The sequence below is a fragment of the Bacillus vallismortis genome (assembly GCF_004116955.1).
Classification (GTDB): domain Bacteria; phylum Bacillota; class Bacilli; order Bacillales; family Bacillaceae; genus Bacillus; species Bacillus vallismortis.
Genome location: NZ_CP026362.1, coordinates 3,324,201 through 3,342,500, shown reverse-complemented (window position 1 = coordinate 3,342,500; position 18,300 = coordinate 3,324,201). Strand labels below are relative to the sequence as shown.

At 44.7% G+C, this 18,300-nt stretch carries 17 protein-coding genes and 5 tRNA genes (1 of these 22 cut by a window edge); 9 read left to right on the top strand and 13 right to left on the bottom strand.

The genetic code is table 11. The features are described 5' to 3' along the window. Positions 1-747 carry the 3' portion of a SulP family inorganic anion transporter gene (locus BV11031_RS17560; protein ID WP_010331490.1) on the top strand. The gene continues 690 nt to the left of window position 1, outside the view, so 747 of the gene's 1,437 nt are visible here — the last part of the coding sequence; the start codon falls outside the window, past its left edge; it ends in the stop codon at positions 745-747. Between the two features lie 144 nt (positions 748-891). Next, positions 892-1,812 (top strand): bile acid:sodium symporter family protein, encoded by a 921-nt coding sequence (locus BV11031_RS17555; protein ID WP_082246426.1) that lies wholly within the window; start codon positions 892-894, stop codon positions 1,810-1,812. Positions 1,813-1,821: 9 nt separating this feature from the next. Here the strand turns inward: BV11031_RS17555 and BV11031_RS17550 are convergent, their stop codons facing one another. The 13 genes from BV11031_RS17550 to BV11031_RS17485 all read right to left on the bottom strand — a co-directional run bounded on the left by BV11031_RS17550 (position 1,822) and on the right by BV11031_RS17485 (position 16,245). Beyond that, a complete protein-coding gene (locus BV11031_RS17550) occupies positions 1,822-2,568 on the bottom strand; it encodes an alpha/beta hydrolase (RefSeq protein ID WP_010331488.1) in 747 nt (248 codons plus the stop codon). Continuing rightward, positions 2,565-3,575: an iron ABC transporter permease FeuC gene (feuC, locus tag BV11031_RS17545; protein ID WP_010331487.1), complete on the bottom strand. Its 1,011-nt coding sequence runs from the start codon at positions 3,573-3,575 to the stop codon at positions 2,565-2,567. The genes BV11031_RS17550 and feuC overlap by 4 nt, the downstream gene beginning before the upstream one ends. Then, complete coding sequence (locus tag BV11031_RS17540; RefSeq protein ID WP_010331486.1) at positions 3,568-4,572, bottom strand: FecCD family ABC transporter permease; 1,005 nt, start codon at positions 4,570-4,572, stop codon at positions 3,568-3,570. The genes feuC and BV11031_RS17540 overlap by 8 nt, the downstream gene beginning before the upstream one ends. 19 nt (positions 4,573-4,591) lie before the next feature. Beyond that, positions 4,592-5,545, bottom strand: a complete 954-nt coding sequence (feuA, locus tag BV11031_RS17535) for an iron ABC transporter substrate-binding protein FeuA (protein WP_010331485.1) — start codon at positions 5,543-5,545, stop codon at positions 4,592-4,594. Positions 5,546-5,635: 90 nt separating this feature from the next. Then, positions 5,636-7,225 carry a bacillibactin transport transcriptional regulator Btr gene (btr, locus tag BV11031_RS17530; protein ID WP_010331484.1) on the bottom strand — a complete coding sequence of 530 codons (1,590 nt, stop codon included), beginning with the start codon at positions 7,223-7,225 and terminating at the stop codon, positions 5,636-5,638. Positions 7,226-7,413: 188 nt separating this feature from the next. Beyond that, a complete protein-coding gene (locus BV11031_RS17520) occupies positions 7,414-8,658 on the bottom strand; it encodes an exo-beta-N-acetylmuramidase NamZ family protein (RefSeq protein WP_010331483.1) in 1,245 nt (414 codons plus the stop codon). 13 nt (positions 8,659-8,671) lie between these two features. Continuing rightward, positions 8,672-10,600 carry a glycoside hydrolase family 3 protein gene (locus BV11031_RS17515; RefSeq protein ID WP_010331482.1) on the bottom strand — a complete coding sequence of 643 codons (1,929 nt, stop codon included), beginning with the start codon at positions 10,598-10,600 and terminating at the stop codon, positions 8,672-8,674. A 28-nt stretch (positions 10,601-10,628) separates the two neighbouring features. Then, a complete protein-coding gene (pbp4b, locus tag BV11031_RS17510; RefSeq protein WP_010331481.1) occupies positions 10,629-11,954 on the bottom strand; it encodes a penicillin binding protein PBP4B in 1,326 nt (441 codons plus the stop codon). Positions 11,955-12,010: 56 nt separating this feature from the next. Next, complete coding sequence (locus tag BV11031_RS17505; protein WP_010331480.1) at positions 12,011-13,378, bottom strand: PTS transporter subunit EIIC; 1,368 nt, start codon at positions 13,376-13,378, stop codon at positions 12,011-12,013. A 25-nt stretch (positions 13,379-13,403) separates the two neighbouring features. Next, positions 13,404-14,255: a MurR/RpiR family transcriptional regulator gene (locus BV11031_RS17500; protein ID WP_010331479.1), complete on the bottom strand. Its 852-nt coding sequence runs from the start codon at positions 14,253-14,255 to the stop codon at positions 13,404-13,406. A gap of 13 nt (positions 14,256-14,268) precedes the next feature. Continuing rightward, a complete protein-coding gene (gene murQ / locus BV11031_RS17495; RefSeq protein ID WP_010331478.1) occupies positions 14,269-15,186 on the bottom strand; it encodes an N-acetylmuramic acid 6-phosphate etherase in 918 nt (305 codons plus the stop codon). A gap of 108 nt (positions 15,187-15,294) precedes the next feature. After that, positions 15,295-15,777: a GNAT family N-acetyltransferase gene (locus BV11031_RS17490; RefSeq protein ID WP_010330386.1), complete on the bottom strand. Its 483-nt coding sequence runs from the start codon at positions 15,775-15,777 to the stop codon at positions 15,295-15,297. A gap of 12 nt (positions 15,778-15,789) precedes the next feature. After that, the gene (locus BV11031_RS17485; RefSeq protein ID WP_010331477.1) at positions 15,790-16,245 is read right to left on the bottom strand and encodes a 2-thiouracil desulfurase family protein; all 456 of its coding nucleotides are present in this window, start codon (positions 16,243-16,245) and stop codon (positions 15,790-15,792) included. 181 nt (positions 16,246-16,426) lie between these two features. Here BV11031_RS17485 and BV11031_RS17480 point away from each other — a divergent pair. The 7 genes from BV11031_RS17480 (at position 16,427) to rsiW (ending at position 18,272) form a co-directional block, all read left to right on the top strand. Next, positions 16,427-16,501: transfer RNA gene (locus BV11031_RS17480), tRNA-Glu, on the top strand. 3 nt (positions 16,502-16,504) lie between these two features. Next, positions 16,505-16,580: transfer RNA gene (locus tag BV11031_RS17475), tRNA-Val, on the top strand. Between the two features lie 4 nt (positions 16,581-16,584). Beyond that, positions 16,585-16,657, top strand: a tRNA-Thr gene (locus BV11031_RS17470). Between the two features lie 22 nt (positions 16,658-16,679). Next, positions 16,680-16,764: transfer RNA gene (locus BV11031_RS17465), tRNA-Tyr, on the top strand. Positions 16,765-16,768: 4 nt separating this feature from the next. After that, positions 16,769-16,840 (top strand) — tRNA-Gln (locus BV11031_RS17460). A 228-nt stretch (positions 16,841-17,068) separates the two neighbouring features. After that, positions 17,069-17,632: an RNA polymerase sigma factor SigW gene (sigW, locus tag BV11031_RS17455; protein WP_010331476.1), complete on the top strand. Its 564-nt coding sequence runs from the start codon at positions 17,069-17,071 to the stop codon at positions 17,630-17,632. Between the two features lie 13 nt (positions 17,633-17,645). Then, positions 17,646-18,272: an anti-sigma-W factor RsiW gene (gene rsiW / locus BV11031_RS17450; RefSeq protein WP_010331475.1), complete on the top strand. Its 627-nt coding sequence runs from the start codon at positions 17,646-17,648 to the stop codon at positions 18,270-18,272. Positions 18,273-18,300: the final 28 nt, after the last annotated feature.

The following is an 18,300-nucleotide window of genomic DNA, read 5'->3' as shown; positions in this document are numbered from 1 at the left end:
GTCGGATTACTTGAATCTTTGCTGACAGCACAGATTATTGATGAAATGACGGATACGGACAGTGATAAAAATAAAGAGAGCCGCGGACAGGGAATTGCGAATATCGTGACTGGATTCTTTGGCGGCATGGCAGGCTGCGCTATGATCGGACAATCTGTCATTAATACAAAAGCTGGCGGGCGCGGGCGCTTATCAGCATTTGTTGCCGGTGCTTTTCTGATGTTTTTAATTGCCATCTTGAGTACTGTCGTCATGAAAATTCCAATGGCTGCGTTAGTGGCCGTTATGGTTATGGTTTCTGTCGGTACATTTGATTGGTCTTCTTTAAAAGGCCTCAAGAAAGCGCCGCTCACTGACTCTATTGTCATGATTGTGACTGTGATTACGGTTGTGGTGACGGATGACTTATCTAAAGGTGTATTCGTCGGCGTTATCTTAAGTGCGGTGTTCTTTGTGGCGAAAATCTCAAAGCTGAAAATCGTTTCTCATGCAGAGGATCAAAAGCTGAGAACGTATCGAGTAAAGGGACAAATCTTTTTTGCCTCAGTGACTGATCTTACGAATGCGTTTATTTACCAAGAAGATATTGAGCGAGTCGTGATTGACTTAACTGAGGCCCACGTATGGGATGATTCAGGAGCGGCGGCGCTTGATAAGATTGTTGCGAAGTTTAAAGAGCAAGGAATTGAAGCTGAAGTAAAGGGTTTAAATAAAGCTAGTAAAGCTCTTATGAAGCAAATGACATAAAGTGTGAAAGTCCAGATTGATGAGATCTGGGCTTTTTTATATAACATACGGCTGAACAGCATTGATATAATAGAGAGAAAAGAAATGTAAATAGGGGACTTGCGTATGATGCTTCAGAAGCTTAACCGTATATTGGGGAGGGTGATGCCGCTTTTAACGCCGACTAGCGTGGTGCTGGGCGTGCTGCTGGCTCAATTTTTAAATGGGTATGAAAGCGCTGTGCCTTGGATCTTTGCTTTTATTACGTTTGCAGGCAGTTTGAGCGCTAACTTTCAATCATTGAGGCACGCATTGTCACATCCCCTTCCTATGATTCTTGCATTATTTGTTCTTCATATTTTTATGCCGCTTTTTGCTTGGGGCAGCGGCCATCTTATCTTTAAAGGCGATCCTTTGACGATCACCGGCTTAACATTGGCTGTTGTGATTCCTACGGGGATTACAAGCTTGATTTGGGCAGCGATGTACAAAGGGAATGTCGGATTGACGCTTTCAATTATCTTAGTTGATACGGTACTGTCTCCGTTGATCGTTCCGCTGAGCCTTTCATTGCTAGCAGGCGCTCAGGTTCATATGGATGTGTGGGGAATGATGAAAGGGTTGATTGTGATGGTCGTGATTCCTTCTTTTCTGGGTATGCTGTTTAATCAGATGTCATCTCCAGAAAGAACTGCATCTATGAGCAGTATGCTGTCTCCTTTTTCAAAACTTTGCCTGATGGCAGTGATTGCGATTAACAGTGCTGCGATTGCCCCTTATTTCAAAGCCGTTGATTGGAGATTCGTAGGAATAGCGGCGACGGTTTTCTTTATCGCGTTAACAGGCTATGCTGTTGCTTGGCTGATCGGAAAAATGATGAAAAGGCGCCAGGAGGAAATTGTATCTCTTATTTTTACGGGAGGCATGAGAAATATTAGTGCCGGCGCAGTTCTTGCCGTTACGTTCTTTCCGTCTCAGGTTGCCGTTCCGGTGGTGATCGGCATGTTGTTTCAGCAGATTCTGGCTGCTTTGTTTGGCTATATGCTGAATCGTTTTGAGTTAAAACCTGTATTGCAGAAAGCATGAAAAACCCGCTCAATTGTGTGAGCGGGTTTTTCCGTATAGCCATTCGAGCGCGATGATGAACTGTTCGGAGAAGTACTTGTGGTGGTGCACTGCCCCTTTTTCTATTGAAAGACACAGCTGATCTTCAGTGAAGCCTTTTTCTTTTAAACTTTGATGCACTTGCTTTGTATTCTGTAGCATATGTCGCTGAATGGATTGTTTTTCACGGCCTTCTTCACTGCCGACAGACATAAAGACACGTGCAGTGCCGGGCTTTAAAGAAGATGAACGAATGGTTTCCACTGTGTTCTCATACCAATAGGAGCCTGAGATAGAGCCTATCTTTTCAAACACTGACGCATGCTTTAATAAAGCGAACATTGAGATGAGGCCTCCTAATGAGGAGCCGATCAACCCTCTAGATTCTCTGCTAACGTTCCAGTTGGCTTCAATAAATGGAATGAGCCGGTTTATGATGTCAGACAGATAGTGATAACCCATGCCTCCGAAGTCTGGGAACCGATCACTAAGCGAAGCAGCTGGCCAAGGGGTGTATTCATCCAGCCGGTTTTCAGGTTCGATACCAATCAGGACGAGTTCTGGGAGCGTTCGCTGTTGAAATGCGCTTTCTAATACTTTGATTTGGTCTTGAAATAAAGAATTTCCATCCTGCACGTAAACAGGAGGAAATCTTCTGCTGTTTGGGTTGTAGGAAGGAGGGAGGTACAAATTGAACCTCCTTTTGCCGGCTTTGTGTTCTGAGAGGGATCCGTTCAAGCATTCCCCCCCTTTTTTTGCTTGAAAAGCAGATATAAGAAATAAGGAACACCGAGGATCGCCAAAATGATTCCTGCGGGCACTTCCGCTGGCTGAAAAAACAGCTTTCCGGCAAAGTCTGCACTTATGACTAGCAGCATGCCGATTACACCGCTCAGCGGCAGGATGTCACGATGTTCGACACCAGCCAGTCTCCTTGAAATATGAGGAGCAATTAAGCCGACAAACGCCATGCTTCCCGCTACGGAGACACAGGCGCTGATGATTGCTACACAGGCGACGAGCAGGATGGTTTTTTCCCTATTTGATGAAATACCGAGGCTTCTGACTGTGTCTTCATCAAAACGAATGGTGTCCAGCAAGCGGGACTTCCCGATAAGAATAGGGATAAACAGCAGCATCCATGGGAGGACGGCTGTGATGTAAGTCCAATTGGCAGACCAGATGCTTCCGTTTTTCCACACCATGGCCATTTGATAGTCTTGCGGGTCCATTTTTAATGATAAAAACAAAGACAGGGCGCTGAATCCAGAATTGATCGCGATTCCCACTAGAATAATTCTTCCTGAATCTAGGTTGCCTCTATGCCATGCAAATATGTAAATCAGGATCGCTGCAATCAGTCCGCCTAACAATCCGAAGATCGGCATTCCCATCGCCGCAGCTAAGGATGTCACTTCTTTTTGGCCTTGGAACAAGAGCATAAACGCGACTATCCCAGCTCCCGCCCCCGCGTTGATCCCGAGTATTCCAGGGTCTGCGAGGCCGTTACGTGTGATGGCTTGGATGACGGCGCCCGCAATGCCCAGACCGAGTCCAATAATGGCCGCCATGACAATTCGCGGCAGTCTTAAATCGAACAGCAAAATTTCATACTGCGGATTCGGATCAATCTGAAAAAGAGTGGAGAGCAGCTCAGCAGGACGAACGGAAAATGATCCGCTCGTTAAGCTGAAATAGCTGACAACGAGAACCAAAGCAATGAATAAGGCATATTTTTTAGCCATTTTGCTCCCCTCCTTTTCGTTTAATCAAATAAAGGAAGAAAGGCACACCGATTATGGATGTCACGACTTCAATCGGTGTTTCAAACGGATAATTGATAAATCTGCTTGCGAGATCACACAAGGTTAAAAAGACTCCGCCCAAAATGCATGAACACGGAATCAGCCTGCTGTAATCTGAGCCAACAAGAAATCTTGTGATATGCGGAACAACCAATCCGACAAACGCAATTTTACCGGCGAGCGCTACGGCACTGCCGGTTAAAATGATGACAGAAAGCATCGCCATGATCTTAATGGTTTTTTTCTTTTGTCCCAGGCTTTTAGAAATGTCTTCGCCTAATGATACAGCGGTCACCTTTTTGCTGAGAGAAACGGCTATCACGATGCCAATTAGGAAAAACGGAGCGGCTAGCTTCAGGAAATCCGGACTCATTTGATGAAGTCTGGCACTGTACCAGAAACTGAGATCCTGTGAAATTTGAAAATAAATTGACATGGCCGCTGATAAACTGCTGAGCAGCATGCTTGTGACTGTGCCGATGATGGCAAGCTGTACGGGGGAAAACCCGTTAGGCATCATGGCGGCAAGGCTGAATACTAACACAGCTCCTAATGCTGAGCCGATAAAAGAGTAAATGATCATTTCAAACGAAGACGATTGCGGGAGCAGAACCATACAAAGCGTGATAATAAACGCAGAACCATCTGAGACGCCCATAATAGAAGGCGAAGCTAAATAATTTCGTGTAATGCCTTGCATAAGCGCTCCAGAAACAGCAAGGGCTGCCCCTATGAGCAGAGCGCCGGCAGCCCTTGGAATCCGAGAATGCCATATAATTTGATGGTCTGTATTTCCCGGATCGAAATGAATAAGAGATGTAAAAACAATATCTGTGTTTAGATGCTTCGCGCCGTATAGGATCGAAAGCAACAGCGATAGTGCGATAGCAAATGGAGAAGTAATCAATATGATACGTGTCCACTGTTTTGAATACATACAAAAAACCTACTCTGAATTAGTTTTGTGTCAATTTTTCAGCAGCCGCTTTCAGGAAGCGGACTTTGCTCCACGCTGTGCCGCCTTGTGCGAGAGGATCCACTGAGTTGACGTACACATGATCTTCTTTGACTGCTTTAAGGCTTTTCCAGATTGGATTCTTCTCTAAATCTTTTAACGCTTCAGGTTTGTCTGCATTTTCATCATCAGAAAATTGGACGAAGATATGGTCCGGGTCCATTTCGCTTAATTTTTCTAACGAAATCAGCTCCTGCGCTTTTGCCGCTTTTACTTCGTCCGGCGCTTTAAGGCCTAAGTCACCATATAGAGTGGAGTTGAAGTACACCTGTTCAGGATAAATGTAAATGTTGCCTTGTCTGATTCTAATGACAAGCGCTTTTGAATCTTTTGCTTTATCGCTGATTTTTGTTTTTGTTTCTTTTAGATCCTGTTCATAGTCTGCAATGATTGTTTTCGCCTTTTTCTCTTTTCCAGTCAGCTGGGCAAGCAGCATCATGTTTTCTTTCCAGTTTGAAGAGATATGAGAGACCGGGATTGTCGTGCCGGCTGTGCTGATTTTTTGCAGTGTTTTTTCCGGGAACTTTGTTGAAGCAAGGATGACATCTGGCTTCATTTCAAGAATTTTTTCAATGTTTGGCTCCATTTTTTCTCCGGTTGGTTGGGCATTATCAGTGATATCTTTGTACATATCAGGGAACTTGCCGGAAAATGAAATCGCGCCTTGCGGATGAACGTCAAGCAGTTTCGCGTCTTCCATTGATTCGACGCTTCCCGTAATGGCAATTTTGTCTGTTGGTACAGATACTTCATAGGTTTTATCCAGGTATTCAATAGTCTTCTTCTCAGATGCTGAACCGCTTGCCTTGCTGGCAGTCGATTCGTTTTTGCTGCCGCAAGCTGCCGCCGTTAGCGCGAGAAGCAAGATTAATAAGGTAAGAGAAATCTTTTTCATCTATAGAGCCTCCTGTTCAATTGATAACTATTATCAATTGGAATTATAGAGAATGAACGGATATAACACCATGGATAAAATTCATATTTATCATGGACTTTCACCGGATAGTAAAGAAATGGCTTGCTTTACGATCCGTTCGTGCCCGAAAGCCGAGTATTCATTCCAAGGGTCGAAGGATAGAAGATAAACTCGTTTGTTACGCACCGCGCTTAGGTTTTGCCACACTTCTGTCTGCTGTAATTGCTTGAAGTAAGCGATGGTTTCAGGCTCTTTAAATAGAAAAAGCATGATGCAGTCAGCTTCGCAGTTTGCGATATTTTCTAACGGAATCGCTTGCTCTGAAGGCGTGTCTGCTGTTAATGCGGAGTTGAATCCTAAATCTCCAAAAAAGACTTCACGGACGCTTCGATGATGTGCCGGATAGAAGTTTTGCTTGTGCAGCCTCAGAAACAGAAAACGCAGGCCTTGGGTGTGGTGAAGTATTTTTTTTGCAGTCTCCGTTTGCTGGTCATAAGCCGCAAGCCACTTTTCTGCTTCGGACTCTTCCCTTAAGAATAAGGAAGTTTGCAGAAAGTGATTTCTCCAGCTTTCTTCTGAAGGAAGATATATGACTTTTGCGATGCGATTGAGCTTATTTTGTTCTTCTGGAGAAATGGAATCCATGCTGAAAACCACATCGGGTTCAGCCTGAGCTAACATCTGCAGGTTTTCTTCCCATTTTTCATTAGACCGGTATGCGCTGAGATGGACGGGTATATCTGCCGAATAATGCTGATAGTAGTAAGACGTCCACTTCGGATGGAGTGCGGCCGCAATCGGTATGTGATTCAGTGGGATGAGATGGCCCATTGTGCCCTTTCCGTATGCGGCAATTTTTTTTCGGCGATTTTTCATATAGCTTGTAGGTGAACAGCCTGTATGCTTTTTAAAGATTCTGCTGAAATAAAACTCATCTTGATAGCCTGTTTGATGAGCGATTTCTTTTAATTTGCAGTTTGATCTTGCCATGAGCCGTTTTGCTCGGGTGATTCGCGTTTTTGTGATAAATTCTGTTACGCTCTGGCCCGTCCGTTTTTTAAAGGTTTCGCTGTAGTGTTTGGCGCTGATTCCCGCCATTTGCGACAACTGGGCAAGAGTCATTTTTGTATGGGCATGGGTTTCGATGTATTGCTTTGTTTTTTCGATGGCTGAATGTGTATCCGTCTGATCAGATAAACTGGCAGTGAAGAGGTCATAAATCAGGCTTTGTACTTCAATCACACATTTTAACTGAGAAAGATGAGACGACTCACTCCACAGCGCTGCAAGCTCATGTAGCCGGGCTGCTAGGTTTTCGATAGGTGAAACATTCACATGCTTCAGTTTGGCTAGTTCCGTATCTGTATATGGCGCTAAGAGATCTTGTCTGGAATTCTGGATATAGCTTTGAAGCCTGATCAGACAAGTATCTATATCTCCCTCGGCTGAAGGTGAAAAGCCGAAGGTCTCATTAGGCGGACAAACATAAAGTGTCTTTTTTTGCAGAGGGTTGATACTTGTTCCGATCGAAATATGACCGTTTCCTCTTAAATGAAAGATCAGCACGAATGAATCGGCTAATTGCTGTTCTGAGAAGAGATCGCTTGTTTTTTTAAGATATTCAATTTGTATCGGATGATAAATGACTGTATTTTGCAAGAGTAGACCACCTTTTCAGAAACATTCAATTGATAATCATTTTCAATTGAATTGTACCAAATAAATGAAAGTTTTCCTATATGAAGCGGGTGGGTTTTTGTCATGAAAAAACCCTTACTCTCGTTTGAACGTAAGGGTCTTTTGTTCGGTAAGAATATGTTACACGTGTAACATACGATGCTTACGTCTTAATAGATGAGATATTTTTTTCTTGTTTTGCTGAATTGTTTGAGTGGTTTTTCATAGCGATCTATGATGTCTTCTATAGAAGTGCCATTTTCAATTTCTGTTTTGATCCAGCCGTTGCCTGCCAGTTTATCAAATGACCCTGTTGAAAGGAACTCAAAATCCTCAGGATAGAGATCATGTAGGGTTTTAATGAGTGATAGACCTGTTCTGGTCGCTTCAAACGTTTCTCTGTCTGTCACATAGAGCTGCACACCATGGCAAAGCGTTCCCTGATATTTAGAAAACGTCGGTGTGAATGAAGCTGCTCTGAATGTCACGCCAGGCAGATTGTTACTGTTCAATATTTCTTCAAGCTCGGTACTTTTGATAAAGGGAGCCCCAATGAATTCGAATGGCTTTGTGGTACCCCGCCCTTCGGATATATTTGTTCCTTCAATCAGACCGGTTGCGGGATAAACAAATGTACTTTCCACAGTCGGCATGTTCGGTGAAGGGAGGACGAAAGGCAGTCGGGTATCGTTAAAATCCATTTTTCGTTTCCAATGTTTCATTTTCACTACTGTGAGATCGGCACCAATGTCAAATTCTTTGTTGAACAGTACAGCCAATTCACCTATGGTCATTCCGTGCTTTAGCGGAATGGGATACAGTCCGACAAATGAAGCGTATTCAGGTTCTAAGACTGGCCCTTCAATATGTTTTCCGCCTTGAGGATTGGGGCGGTCCAGCACCATAAAAGGAATGTCATTTTCTTTAGCGGCTTCCATGGCGTAGGCCATTGTATAAATGTACGTGTAGTAACGGGTCCCGACATCCTGAATGTCAAACATAAGAACATCGACATTTCTCAGCATCTCTGGTGTCGGTTTTTTCGTTTTCCCGTAAAGGCTATATACGGGAATCCCGGTTTTTTCATCAATGTAAGAGCCAATTTCGTCTCCTGCCTGAGCGTCGCCGCGGACGCCGTGCTCAGGGCCGAATAACGCTGTCAGTTTGATATCTGGGTTTTCATAAAGAATATCGACACTGCTTTTCAAAGATGCATTTACGCCTGTTGGATTGGTGATGAATCCGACTCTTTTTCCTTTGAGCTGTTTTTTATAAGCTGGCAAAAGCGTATCTATACCGGTCTGGACTTTAGGTTTTTTAACTGTTTGATTCTTGGAATCGGGTGATGCTGAGGCAGCCGTTATCGTTCCAAACATAATGAACCCTGTGAGAAATGCGAATATTGTTTTTCTCATGTGTCCCTCCTTATTAGAGCGGTTTTCCCGTTTTGATATTTAAACCGTAGCCATATGGATACAGGATGTCTCCCGGTTTCGTGACTGACGGAATGTCGACTGGAAGTGTGCCTTTAGGTTTTGCCTGGCCGAATATCGCCATAACTCCGGCGGGAATATTGGGTTGTAGATAACGGCCATTCGCGTACCCTTTAAATCCATAGACAGCTATGAGCGCCTTAGATTCTTCAAAATTGGCTGCATCATATGGGTTGCGCAGGCTCATTAAGACAAATGGTTTGTTGTGCTGCAGTGCAGTCTTCATGACAGCTCTCGGAAATACGGTGGACCATTTGCTTGAATCCGATATGGTGTCGTCGATGACACCGTCGTTGACGACAGGGTCATTTTTCACGACATAAGATCCGGTTATGATATAATCAGCCTCTTTTACTTGTTTTTCATGCTCGGCATTAAATACTTGGTTGGCAAAATTCATTTTGCTGAGGGACACGGGTTTGATTTTCTTTCGCTTGACGAGATCGTGAATGGTTTGTTCAATCGAAGCCGTTTGTTCTTCGTAAGGCGCGACAATTAAGATCCGGCTGTCTTTTTTAGGCTTGAACGGCAAGGTGTGCTGTTCATTTTTTAATACGGTCACTGCTTTTTCAGCTATTTTTTTCTCCGCTTTCAGGTGATGTTTACTTCCTACGATTTTCTGGGCTTTGTCTATTTTTTCTTTTATGCTGTCATCGTTTCGAGCTGGATACATACCGCGTTTTATTTTCAGGGAAATGATTCTTTCAACTGATTTGTTGATTTGAAGTTCAGGAATGTCTCCGTTTTTCACTGTTTCTTTTAACGCTTGAATAACACGTGCGAATTTCTGTTCTTCTTTCAGAGAAGTAACTGAGGCGGGCATTAAGGCAATATCGACGCCCGCTTTTACAGCCATGACCACAGCCTCTTCCTGGCCGAAATGATCTGCGATTGCTTTCATATTGAGGGCATCGGTAACGATGACGCCGTCAAAGCCCATTTCCTGACGAAGAAGACCGGTCATCACCTTTTTCGAGAGTGTCGCCGGAACCAGAATGTCCGATCCATCGAGTTTGCTTTTGTACGTGGTGTCATCAAAGGCAGGAAATTGAACGTGAGCTGTCATCACCATATCAGCACCGGCATCAATAGCTCTTTGAAAGGGATAGAGCTCGATCTCACGAAGGCGTTCTTGACTATGGGAAACAAGAGGCAGTCCGTAATGGCTGTCAACGTCCGTGTCTCCATGTCCCGGGAAATGTTTGAGGGCAGAGGCGATATCTTGCCGCTGCAGCCCTTTCATCGTATATAAACCGAGTCGTGCTGTCAGGTTCCGATTCGAGCTGAATGACCGTACGCCAATCACCGGATTATCAGGATTATTATTAATGTCCATGACAGGGCTGAAATTTGTATTAATGCCTAAGGCAGAAAGCTCTTTCCCAATGATGGTGCCAGTCTGGTAGGCATTGATTCTGCTTCTGGCAGCACCCAGTGCCATATTCCCCGGGAAATTAGTCCCCTCCCCTAATCTCGTAACAATGCCGCCTTCCTGATCAATACTCAGAATGAGCGGGATGTTGGGGCTGGCCCTTTGGTAAGCGTCTGTCAATTGAACGGTTTGCTTTGTTGTTTTTACGTTTTCTGCAAAAAGGATCACGCCGCCGAAATGATATTTGTTGATAAGACTAGCGACTTCTTCATTCATTTCTGTAAAGGCTTGAGGAGAAGAAACGCCTTCTTTTTGCCAATTTCTAAAATCCGGCATCAACATCTGGCCGAGTTTTTCATCTAACGTCATGCGATTGACAAGCTGCTTGGCGTCAGCTGAGCTGCTGGCTGAAGCAGCTATTGTCTGGCTGACGCCGAGAAAACATGATAGAAAGAGAACGGTTGAAAGGATAAGCGGAAATACGGTTTTCATAGAAAGCTTCCTCCTATCGTCGAATCATTCATTCCATCGCTTTATAGATCGCGGTAATGACGCTTCCATAACTGCCTGTTGGAAATTGATCGCCCTCAAACCCATTTGGATTTTCCTCTGGATCAGCAACTGGTGAATGCTTTTTGTTTGTTAACAATGCGATGCCTAAATTGTAAGTAGGATCAATGATTGTAACTGTCCCTGTCCATCCGGTATGTCCATAAGCATGTTCGCTGGCGTAAGGGCCAAACATCCATTCCATGCTTTTATTTCCGTTTCGCCGCCAGCCAAGAGCGTATGTTGGATCTGTTGCTGAAGGGGCTGTAAACAGGTCGGCTGTGTACTGATCAAATAAAGAAACGTTTCGGTATGATCCTTTGTTTAACATGACCTGCAGCAGAATAGCCATATCATCAGCATTTGAGAACAATCCAGCATGGCCGGACACGCCTCCCATTGAGTAAAACGCTTTTTCGTCGTGCACTTCTCCTTGCAGCGTGTTTGTGCGGATGTTAGGGAAATGAATAACGCCGTCCCGCGTGTTGCCCATACGTTCAGTCGCTGCGAACTGCTTCGGTTTGAAGCCTTTTTGCAACGGATTGTATAAGGTATGTTTGAGTCCCAACGGTCTGTAAAGTTCTTGCTCAGCGTAGACATCAAGCGGTTTTTCGGTGAGCTTTTCGACAATACAGCCGAGGATCATGTATCCGATGTCACTGTATACGTGTTTTGTCCCTGTTTGATAATCGAGCGGAATTTTCGACAGATATTTAATTGTTTTGTCCCGCTCCTGAGAAAAGTACATACCGGCTTTTTCCGGCGTGTAAAAGTAAAAGCTTGCGGGGAGCCCTGATTGGTGCTGGAGAACATCAATGACACGAATCTTGTCTTTTCCTTTCATAAGGTCTCCTGGCTGATCTTTGAAATCAGGCAAATATGCAGAAACCATTTCATAGACGTCGAGCTTTCCTTGGCTGACTAAACGCTGCAATGCGAAATTAGTTGCGTACATTTTCGTATTTGAGGCTAAGTCAAACATCGTGCGGGTTCTCATTTTAACCGGACGGCGCAACAGCTCTGATTCTTCGTACTTTTTACTGTAGCCGTACGCTTCTTTTTTAATGACGCGGCCGTCCTTCACGATGACAAGAACAGCGCCAGGAAATCCTGCTTCAACATCGCGTTCTATCATCCGATCAACCTTCCTTAGTTTCTTCGACGAGAATTGTGCAATTTCTGCATTGATGGTTTTCGGCTCAATCTGGTTATCTGCTGTTTGCGCGATGGTTTCGTTGGGCGCCAGTATAGATAGAATGAATATGGCACTGAATAAGGAAAGTGTCTTTGTTTTCATAGGTTTGCTCCTTTCCTTGCGTTTATCCTGTTTACTATCCCTAAAACAGAAACTATTTAATCGAACTGAGAAGCCATTTCATCTTTATAGCCAAACGCAAACGTTAATAAAAAGCCGGCCGTGTAGGAAATAAAGAGTCCGATGATATACAGAATGATTTGCGAAGATAGGACGAGAAAGGAAAGCGGCAGTCCGGAGACACCAATCGCAATGGTAGCTATCTGAAAATAAGCTTGAAAGGCGCCGCCGATTCCGGCTCCTAAGCAGGCTGTTAGAAACGGGCGTCCAAGTGGCAGCGTGACCCCGAAGATCAGCGGTTCACCAATGCCGAGCAGCCCCGAAGGCAGTCCTCCGGCGATCGCTTTTCTCAATGTTGTTTTTTTCGTTTTGACAAAGATGGCAAAGGCCGCGCCTACCTGTCCCGCGCCTCCCATAGCCAAAATAGGGAGCAGAGGATCATTTCCGATTGAATGGATCAGTTCCATGTGCACAGGCGTCAAGCCTTGATGCAGTCCGGTCACGACGAGGGGAAGAAAGGTAGCGCCCAGAATAAAGCCTGCAGCGATGCCGCCGATATCCAAGATGGACAGAAGACCGTCTGTAATAGCATCAGAAATGAAGCCGCCTAAAGGCATAAATACGACATATGTTACGATTCCGGTGATTAACAGTGAAACGGTTGGGGTGACAATGATATCAAGTGATTGAGGAATAAAACGGCGGATACTTTGTTCAGTGTAAGCAATGAATATGGCTGCGAAAAGAACTCCGATCAGACCTCCCCTGCCCGGAAGAAGCTGTTCTCCGAATAAACTGATCTTTGCGATCTCCGGATTCATAATCAAGATCCCTGCCAGAGCTCCAAGAGCGGGTGTCCCGCCAAATTCTTTCGATGCGTTAATGCCGACAAGAATGCCGAGATAAGTGAACAACCCTGAGCCGATGACTGTCAGGATAACAGCGACTTGTGATTCTGCAGAGAGCCAGCCGGCTTGAATGATTGCCTTGGTAATCCCGGTAATTAAACCGGAAGCGACGAGTGCGGGAATAAGAGGGATGAAGATGCTGGCCATTTTACGTAAGAAACGTTTAAAAGGAGTGGCGTTTTTTCGGTTTATGTCGGCTTTCTTTTTGGCTGCTGCATCTTTGACGTCCACACCTTCTCCAGCTGACACGAGCTTCGAGAAAGCGGCTGAGACATGATTGACGACTCCGGTTCCGAGAATGATTTGTAAGGTTTCAGCTTCAACGACACCCAATACGCCGTCAAGCTCTCTTAAAGCATGGGCATCTGCTTTGCTTTTGTCGTAAGGCGTAATACGCAGACGCGTCATGCAATGCGTATACGAGGAAATATTGCCCGTTCCTCCGCATAGCTCAAGGATTTTCTTTGCGAGATGATGGTAGTTCTTTTCTTTGCTCATCAAAACCCCTCCTCTTCTAGCTGCCTTATTTTTTTCTCAAAGATTGTATGGCTGCTCTTGTTTTATCGATATAGCCGGTTGTTTCTTCGTACCGCTCAGCCGCCATGCCTAAAAACAAAACATCAATCATAAAAAGCTGGGCGAGGCGGGAGGAAGTGGCTGCACTTCGAATCAGGGCTTCGTTGGAATATGCTGTGTGCAATGGGACATCAGCCAGCGCGGAGACGGATGTCTGACTGAATTGTGTGAGGCTGATCGTTTTGATGCCTTTTTTCTTAGCCATCGTGAGCAATTCAATGATTTCCTGGGTCTCTCCTGAAAACGAAATGGCGAATGCGATATCATCCTTATCTGCATTTGCGATTAATGATGCCACAAGGTGAGTGTCTGTGAACGCGGTTGCTTGTTTATGAATCCGAAGCCACTTTTGCTGGGCGTCCTTAGCGACAATGCCGGAAGCCCCGAGGCCGATAAAATGCACGGTATGAGCTTTGAGAAGCAGAGACACCGCTTGTTCCAGCTTTTTGTAGTCCATCAGGTCTGAAGTATCCTGAATGGCCTGGATGGCATTGCCGGCCGCTTTTTCAGAAATGGAGGACAGCGGTTCGTGGGGCGAAATGTCCCGGTAGCCTTGAGTAGCAGGCTTTGCCAGATCGCCTGCCACTCTCATTTTTAAATCTTGAAAGCCCTTTAGTCCGAGTGATTTGCAGAGCCTGATGACGGCAGCGTCACTTGAATTGGCTAAGACGCTGATTTCGCTGACAGTGCTTTCGATTGCTTTGTGGGGATGAGTTAGGATGTAATCCGCAAGTTTACGCTCCGATGGAGGGAGCTTGTGCTTCATTGATTGGATGATCGCTATACCGCCTGTTGCCATGCTCGTTCTCTCCTTATCCTGAATGGTGATTTTCGATAGCTTTGTCTATAAAACCGTTTGCTTCATCTAGTAATATTTTAGCTTGCTCCTGATCTGTGCTTGTTTTGAGCATGACGATTGCCGTTTTGACGTGATGATCGGCTTGTTCCAGAGTTTGTCTGGCTGTGTCGTATGAAGCATTTGTAAGGCTTTGGATGATGCTGATGGCGCGTTCTTTTAGTTTTTTGTTGCTGACGTTGACGTCTACCATCAAGTTTTCGTAAACCTTGCCGATTTTGACCATGACAGCGGTGGATATCATGTTTAGAATCATTTTATGAGCAGATGCGGCTTTCATACGTGTTGATCCGGTTATAGCCTCAGGTCCGACGACAACCTCAATGCTGTGATCAGCTTCCTTGCTGATGGCGGAATTTTCATTACTGGTAAGGGCGATGGTATGTGCTCCGACTTTACGGGCGTATGTGAGGGCGCCTGCGGCATAAGGTGTGCGGCCGCTTGCTGCGATGGCAATGACGGTATCGTTTGATGTAAGCTGTATGTTTTTTAAATCTTCGGCTCCTGCTTCTTCACTGTCTTCAATGCCCTCTGCTGCCTGCAAAAATGCTTCGGAGCCTCCAGCCATGATTCCAATGACCTGATCTGGGCTTACGCTAAAGGTGGGAGGACATTCAACAGCATCCATGACACCGAGTCTGCCGCTTGTGCCGGCGCCTGTGTATATGAGCCGGGCCCCATTTTGAAACGAGTCGCAGGCGCAGTCTACAGCTGTTTTGATTTTGGGGAGAACCTGCTGAACGGCGGCTGCGACTTTCAAATCTTCGTTGTTGATCATTTTGAGGATGCCGAGTGTGTTTGCTTTATGGATGTCAGCTGTTTGGCTATTGCGTGATTCCGTTGTGAGACGGTGAAGGTTTAATGGTTCTGACATGAGGATGCCCCCTGTTTCAATATAATGTATTTCAATATTCAGTATATTCATTTCTGTCATTGTATTTCAACTCTGTTTTTTATTTTTGAAATTTTATTTCATCTGAGACTATAAGAAATAATGAAGAATCAGCTGTTCTCCTAGCGGCCCGATTCTCCTCCTTCCTTTATCCAGGAATCCGCTTTTCATGTAAAGTTGTTTTGCGCGTGTGTTTAGGTAATTGACGGCCAAAATGATTTCATCACACCATGGAAAATAACCGCTCACAAACGAGGGTAGCTGAAGCATTGCTTTTTTTGCATAGCCTTTTCCATGATGTGCAGCGTTTACTGACAGGGAACTGAGCAGTAAAGCAAATGGATTGTTAGTATAGGGAGCAAGCGTTTCTTTTGACGTATATAGAATGAAAAAGCCGACCGGCAGATCGTTTTTTAGAATGACAACCGGATATCGGTCTTTTACGCCTAAGGTCTGAGTCAGCACCTCTTTGGGAAGAGAGGTAAAGCGTTTGTCATCGTTGTTTAACGTGAATGATTGAAGTTCCTGCAAATGTTCAGGTTTATAGAATGATAAAGATATGTCTAGAGTCATGTAGCGGCCTCCTTACAATATGTCGTCTAGCTGATTTTCTGAAATGACGCGGTAGCCTGCTTGTATTAATAGTGCGGCGGTCACTCCCCTGCCGGCGATTTTTCTGCCAGAGAATGTGCCATTATAAATAAAATTGCTTCCGCATGACGGACTGTTTTCTTTTAATATGACGGCAGAAGCATTGATTTCTCTTGCGTAAGCTAATGTTTTAGCGGCGCCTTTCATATATAATTCTGTTACATCTTCTCCTGAAGCCGTCATGATTTTCGCGGTTCCATTGAGTACATCCTCGCCAGTGCCTCCGATGATTTCTGCAGGCTCACGGGGCGTGCAGAAGCCGCCGAGAAGCTCAGGGCAAGCCATGACTGCTTTCTTTTCATCGACTAGTTTTCTGATTTTCTCTGATGCGGCGTGAGAGCCGTTGTATCTGCATTCAATGCCGCCAAGACAAGAACTGACTAGAATCATTTTGGTTACTCCTCCCTCGGATTCGCTTATTTCTATCATAAAATAAATGACTAATGTTGGTAGGCTTTTTCACTTAAAAAAGGGGTTAAAAAGTTTGAAAATAAAAAATTCAATTTTTCTCTTTACAAATGGAGGTCAACCTGTATATAATAACTTTTGTCAGCTCGACGAGAACACAAACGGCCCGTTGGTCAAGCGGTTAAGACACCGCCCTTTCACGGCGGTAACACGGGTTCGAATCCCGTACGGGTCACCATTTGGAGGATTAGCTCAGCTGGGAGAGCATCTGCCTTACAAGCAGAGGGTCGGCGGTTCGAGCCCGTCATCCTCCACCATCTTGCCGGTGTAGCTCAATTGGTAGAGCAACTGACTTGTAATCAGTAGGTTGGGGGTTCAAGTCCTCTTGCCGGCACTGTTTTTTCAAAATTTTATGTGGAGGGGTAGCGAAGTGGCTAAACGCGGCGGACTGTAAATCCGCTCCCTCAGGGTTCGGCAGTTCGAATCTGCCCCCCTCCACCATTATTGGGCTATAGCCAAGCGGTAAGGCAACGGACTTTGACTCCGTCATGCGTTGGTTCGAATCCAGCTAGCCCAGTCACAGACACCTTTGACCAAAAGGTGTCTTTTTTCTTTTGTGATGATTATTCCAACTTCTAACTGTTCAGTCTGTATAATAATTTTAATCATATGTTAAGGTAGTTTATTGGCGAATTACCATCTACACCCTGCCAAAAATTTGTTAAACTTATTTTATAAAAAATTGAAACCTTTTCAAACGAAGCTCGTATACATACAGACCGGTGAAGGCAGAGGTTAGATAAATATGGAAATGATGATTAAAAAGAGAATTAAGCAAGTCAAAAAAGGCGACCAAAATGCATTTGCGGACATCGTTGATATTTACAAGGATAAAATTTATCAGCTTTGCTACCGTATGCTCGGCAATGTGCATGAGGCGGAGGATATTGCACAGGAGGCTTTCATCAGGGCGTACGTTAATATCGACAGTTTTGATACGAACCGGAAATTTTCAACTTGGCTTTATCGAATTGCGACCAATTTGACGATTGACCGCATTCGCAAAAAGAAGCCGGATTATTACCTCGATGCAGAGGTGGCTGGTACGGAAGGCTTGACCATGTATTCACAAATCGCCGCAGACGGAGTTTTGCCAGAAGATGCAATAGTGTCGCTGGAGCTATCAAACACGATTCAACAGAAAATTTTAAAGCTTCCTGACAAATACAGAACAGTAATCGTATTAAAGTATATTGACGAACTCTCATTAATTGAAATCGGCGAGATTCTGAACATTCCTGTGGGGACTGTGAAAACGCGGATTCACAGAGGGAGAGAGGCTCTTCGAAAACAATTAAGGGATCTTTAAGTGGGGTGATGAAATGAGCTGTCCTGAACAAATTGTGCAGCTTATGCATATGCATCTTGATGGAGATATCCTTCCGAAAGATGAACGCGTATTAAATGAACATCTTGAGACATGCGAGAAATGCAGAAAGCATTTTTATGAGATGGAAAAATCTATAGCGCTCGTGCGGAGCACATCGCATGTCGAAGCCCCTGCGGATTTTACCGCTAATGTCATGGCGAAATTGCCTAAGGAGAAGAAAAGAGCTTCTGTGAAAAGATGGTTCAGAACCCATCCTGTTATCGCAGCTGCTGCGGTATTCATCATTTTGATGGGCGGGGGGTTTTTAAACAGCTGGCATAATGACCATAACTTCAGCGTGTCCAAGCAGCCGAATCTTGTGGTGCAGAATCATACTGTAATCGTACCTGAAGGTGAGACGGTCAAAGGTGATGTGACTGTCAAAAACGGCAAGCTCATTATTAAAGGCAAAATAGACGGGGATGTAACCGTTGTAAATGGCGAAAAGTATATGGCCTCTGCTGGACAAGTCACCGGTCAGATTGATGAAATCAATCAATTATTCGACTGGACATGGTACAAATTGAAGTCCACGGGGAAAAGTGTACTCAATGCATTAAAACCGAATGACAAAGAGTAAAGCGTGTCGCCGCTTTGCTCTTTTTTTA

Coding starts and splice junctions, on each gene's coding strand:
- BV11031_RS17555 (WP_082246426.1), top strand. CDS start 892: ATGCCGCTTTTAACGCCGACTAGCGTGGTGCTGGGCGTGCTGCTGGCT.
- feuC (WP_010331487.1), bottom strand. CDS start 3,575: ATGGCTAAAAAATATGCCTTATTCATTGCTTTGGTTCTCGTTGTCAGC.
- BV11031_RS17540 (WP_010331486.1), bottom strand. CDS start 4,572: ATGTATTCAAAACAGTGGACACGTATCATATTGATTACTTCTCCATTT.
- feuA (WP_010331485.1), bottom strand. CDS start 5,545: ATGAAAAAGATTTCTCTTACCTTATTAATCTTGCTTCTCGCGCTAACG.
- BV11031_RS17520 (WP_010331483.1), bottom strand. CDS start 8,658: ATGAGAAAAACAATATTCGCATTTCTCACAGGGTTCATTATGTTTGGA.
- BV11031_RS17515 (WP_010331482.1), bottom strand. CDS start 10,600: ATGAAAACCGTATTTCCGCTTATCCTTTCAACCGTTCTCTTTCTATCA.
- pbp4b (WP_010331481.1), bottom strand. CDS start 11,954: ATGAAAACAAAGACACTTTCCTTATTCAGTGCCATATTCATTCTATCT.
- BV11031_RS17505 (WP_010331480.1), bottom strand. CDS start 13,378: ATGAGCAAAGAAAAGAACTACCATCATCTCGCAAAGAAAATCCTTGAG.
- BV11031_RS17500 (WP_010331479.1), bottom strand. CDS start 14,255: ATGGCAACAGGCGGTATAGCGATCATCCAATCAATGAAGCACAAGCTC.
- murQ (WP_010331478.1), bottom strand. CDS start 15,186: ATGTCAGAACCATTAAACCTTCACCGTCTCACAACGGAATCACGCAAT.
- BV11031_RS17490 (WP_010330386.1), bottom strand. CDS start 15,777: ATGACTCTAGACATATCTTTATCATTCTATAAACCTGAACATTTGCAG.
- BV11031_RS17485 (WP_010331477.1), bottom strand. CDS start 16,245: ATGATTCTAGTCAGTTCTTGTCTTGGCGGCATTGAATGCAGATACAAC.
- sigW (WP_010331476.1), top strand. CDS start 17,069: ATGGAAATGATGATTAAAAAGAGAATTAAGCAAGTCAAAAAAGGCGAC.
- rsiW (WP_010331475.1), top strand. CDS start 17,646: ATGAGCTGTCCTGAACAAATTGTGCAGCTTATGCATATGCATCTTGAT.